The following is a 2,762-nucleotide window of genomic DNA, read 5'->3' as shown; positions in this document are numbered from 1 at the left end:
TATCATGACGGAAAATTGTATATGAAAAGATTTAATATCACGGAATTAGCTACGAATTGAAAAGAGTGAACGGGCATTTCTCCTATAAATAGTACTATGACCATCTGAGAGGGCCTGACGTGGCATGGAAGAGTCAGTTCGCAGCTCCTCCACCATATCTGAAAGAGGGAAGTTCGAAATATCAGCCGGGCAGCATTGTTATCGCTTGGCTCAAACTAGGAAGGAAGTATGCATTCATTCTGGAAAAAGCATCGTTTTGGTTTTGATGATTCTGGGATGGGGGGGAGGCTCAGGCTGTCCCTGTGGATCTTCTGAAAACGACTGTATCGGTCATGTGTCCTGTCTACTAATAAAGAAGGCGCTCTCATGAGGAGCGCCTTTCATTCGGGCTAAGCTTCATTTGTATTTTGGATGTCTGTGCCATCATGAGGGCATGAGGCGTCCTGATGTTCCGTCAGGGGGGAGCAGCAGGGGGCAAGTTCCTGTGAGGTCCCTCATCTGGAGAGTTTGACGAAGTGTCCGCTGCCGTCCCGTTCTTCTTCCTTGAGTCCTTCACTGACCTGCTGCCAGTCACGAGATGATGGTCCATATCCAGATGATGGCGGACAGGAGGCAAAATAGAACGTTTTGAAGCACTGCGGTAATCCTTGAAGCTGAAGAAGGGCATCAGACGCCTGCTTCATCTTCATGATGACTCCCCTTTCCCTGGCTTTTTATTCCTTTTTCATCACAAGGAGGATGCATAGCTGTCCCCTTTCAGGGTAGAACTGCTATCAACTGGTAGTGTAGTTAACGCCTGAGGAGGGAACCATGAAAGGCCTACACACACGTCTGTTGTTCGCAGCGTGTTTTTCCCTGTGTCTGAGTATTGCAGCTCCGGTTCGTGCCATCCAACCCCGACCTCCCCTGAATGTAAATTCTGAGAAAGTACACGAGCTGAACAATGTGGCCAAATTGATGAGTCGTCCAGAGAGGCTGCTTTTGCTGGACAATGTAGTCTCGTTCTGGAAACTGCGTGTCGGTATCGGCGAGGGGCAGCCTAAAGACATGTCACCACCGAGAACGAGGACCTTCGGTCTGGTGGAAAACGGACAGCTTTCTCCTTCTTTCGTTGCGCGCACAGTGCTTCAGCTCATGGTGATGGCCTCAAATGAAGGCATCATGAATTTTCCTGAAGCGTGTGACAATGAAGAGGATAAGCAGGAACTTCTGCGGCTTTTTAACGGAGTGCCAGAGCAGTACAGGCTTTATGTTCCGTTTGCAAAATTGGAGAGCGTGGCGCAGGAGTGGCTGGGCTGGTCTTTCGACAGATCGGCCCTGCCTCAGGCCGACTACTTCTTTCGGAAGGAGGAAGGGCTGTTCGTCGATGATATCCGGCTGTTCGAGTCCTGGCCTCTGTACCATGAGCATGACGCTTTCGCCCAGCCGTTTAATCTGTACCCTGAAAATGACGCATGGATCATGGAAGGCGAAGTGCGTGGCCTGTATCAAGCAGAAGGCGATATCTTGCGAGTAACCAAGCGGGATACATTCCGCCTGATCGCCAAAAAGACGGGTAAGTATTGGCGCATCCTTTCCCTCGACTTCAACGCACAGTAAGTTTCTTCAGCGAGGCGAATTATGAACAAGGTTTTGCTTTTGGTGATATTGGCCTGCCTGCTGCTCTGTCCCCTACCCACTTTCGCGCAAGGAGCATTCCCGTCTCGGGCGGAGCAGCTCGTCATGGAGGATAATTTGCTTATCCTGTGGAGCATGGGCCTGACAAAGAGTGCTCATAAATCCCAGAACGAGCTGTGCCGGGATGCGCTCTTTTTCCTCATCCTGTCTGAAGGATCAGTCTGTGGTCTGGATCGTGATGAACATCCTAGTTTTTTCCAAGGCATATCTGAAAATTTGCGGGGGTATGTGCCGAAGGATGGGGTGGAAGAGATTGCCCGAACCATCTTTGGTCAGGAAGTGAGCAGGCACGGAGACTTCGAAGGAGTCTACTTTGATGGTAACGGTTATTTTATTGATTTTTCCGTTCTGAGCGACAAAACGGGCAATATATGCAACCTGTCCCCGGATGATTTACTGCCAGGCTATGCCAACGTGGAGATGATGGAGCCCATAGATGAAAAACACTGGGAAATGTTTGGCAGACTCCAGCGTTTCAAAGAAGTAGACGGCGGGGAAATCATATGGAAAGAGGCTACATTCCACGTCATAGTACATTATCAGGACGGACAATTGCAGCTTAAAAGCTTTGAGTTTACGGAACAGGCTATGGGCTAAGACAGCTGATAAGGTTTTTCCTGTAAAAATGTTGGCTCTTGACTGACAGAAAGAACCCTAAACTGAATGAAAAAGCTCTGTCCGATGTTTTCCATTATATCTGAAAATGGGAAACCAGAAGTATCAGTCGGGAGAATATCGTATCTATTGAATCGAAATAGGGATAAAGTATTCATTCTGGAAATGCATTGCTTTTGTTTTGCCGATTTACCCATATGCGGGAAATGTGGTGGTGAGCTCGACAACAGCCTATTCTATAACTTCTTCCACACGATTTTTTAGATTTGACTTCCTGTGACTGATCTCAAAATTGTCTCCCCTCCGTATCATAGGAGACCAGATATCGGCAAAAGATATCTTTGGAAAAGCCCATATGAGATAGACGCTATTAAAATTTTTCATTGGGAACTCCGTAGGCATATCGCCCAATTGATGGGAGCATTTCCACCAAAACGGAGTTCCCTTTCCTTTTAGGAGCTATTGCCAGA

The 2,762-nt window shown here is 47.9% G+C and carries 3 protein-coding genes; 2 read left to right on the top strand and 1 reads right to left on the bottom strand.

Translation table 11 applies throughout. The annotated features are described in order from the left end of the window. Positions 1-494: 494 nt before the first annotated feature. Positions 495-689, bottom strand: a complete 195-nt coding sequence (locus tag ACQRCJ_RS12270) for a hypothetical protein (protein ID WP_144268422.1) — start codon at positions 687-689, stop codon at positions 495-497. Positions 690-810: 121 nt separating this feature from the next. Here ACQRCJ_RS12270 and ACQRCJ_RS12265 point away from each other — a divergent pair, with 121 nt between their 5' ends. Together ACQRCJ_RS12265 and ACQRCJ_RS12260 are read left to right on the top strand one after the other, a co-directional pair. Next, positions 811-1,599: a hypothetical protein gene (locus tag ACQRCJ_RS12265; protein ID WP_168936533.1), complete on the top strand. Its 789-nt coding sequence runs from the start codon at positions 811-813 to the stop codon at positions 1,597-1,599. A 21-nt stretch (positions 1,600-1,620) separates the two neighbouring features. Continuing rightward, positions 1,621-2,274 (top strand): hypothetical protein, encoded by a 654-nt coding sequence (locus ACQRCJ_RS12260; protein WP_087353053.1) that lies wholly within the window; start codon positions 1,621-1,623, stop codon positions 2,272-2,274. The last annotated feature ends 488 nt before the right edge of the window (positions 2,275-2,762 follow it).

Source organism: Desulfovibrio sp. SGI.102 (genome assembly GCF_050314315.1).
In the GTDB taxonomy this organism is placed as follows: domain Bacteria; phylum Desulfobacterota; class Desulfovibrionia; order Desulfovibrionales; family Desulfovibrionaceae; genus Desulfovibrio.
The sequence above is the reverse complement of the archived record's forward strand: the minus strand, read 5'-3'. Positions and strand labels throughout refer to the sequence as shown.

Coding starts and splice junctions, on each gene's coding strand:
- ACQRCJ_RS12260 (WP_087353053.1), top strand. CDS start 1,621: ATGAACAAGGTTTTGCTTTTGGTGATATTGGCCTGCCTGCTGCTCTGT.
- ACQRCJ_RS12265 (WP_168936533.1), top strand. CDS start 811: ATGAAAGGCCTACACACACGTCTGTTGTTCGCAGCGTGTTTTTCCCTG.
- ACQRCJ_RS12270 (WP_144268422.1), bottom strand. CDS start 689: ATGAAGATGAAGCAGGCGTCTGATGCCCTTCTTCAGCTTCAAGGATTA.